The 492-nt window shown below is 31.9% G+C and carries 1 protein-coding gene; it reads left to right on the forward strand.

Annotated elements, in window-relative coordinates; all coding sequences use genetic code 11:
* Positions 1–492 (forward strand): putative type VI secretion system effector (locus UC75_RS19485; RefSeq protein ID WP_322842878.1); only part of this gene is annotated, 492 nt, incomplete at both ends.

The following is a 492-nucleotide window of genomic DNA, read 5'->3' on the forward strand; positions in this document are numbered from 1 at the left end:
GAACATTCTTTACTGGGGCAATTTACGACGGTTCGTTTTAAAGACAATGATGAACTGATAGCTGTAATTAATGATAGCCCTGTGGATGGGCGCTATCAAGTTTATGCAATAGTCGATCCCCAATCAGGTCTGTTGTATATGATTTATCAAATGGGGCGATCGGTAAAAAAAGGCTATAAAGCTATTATTATGCAAACCTATTATTTTACTATTATTTGTGGAGGTGGGGTGTCAATAATGTTCTTGCTTTTCTATATTTTTGATTTCAATTACTCTTGGGATTCTTTTTTCTCTTTATTATCTTGGATCTTTATAAGCTTACTAATGTGCATAGGAATGATGGCTTTTGTGAATTACTTTGGTTATCGTAAAAGTTATGAAAATTTTGGAATATTATCAGAGCAAATATTTGAAAAATTGGGTTTTGAAAATCCTAAAGAGCAAGATTTTTACAATGATTTTTTAACTGATGATGGTGTTCAGATTAGTGTA

Origin of the sequence: Acinetobacter sp. V2 (assembly GCF_001188385.1) — a bacterium.
GTDB classification, from domain to species: Bacteria; Pseudomonadota; Gammaproteobacteria; order Pseudomonadales; family Moraxellaceae; genus Acinetobacter; species Acinetobacter oleivorans.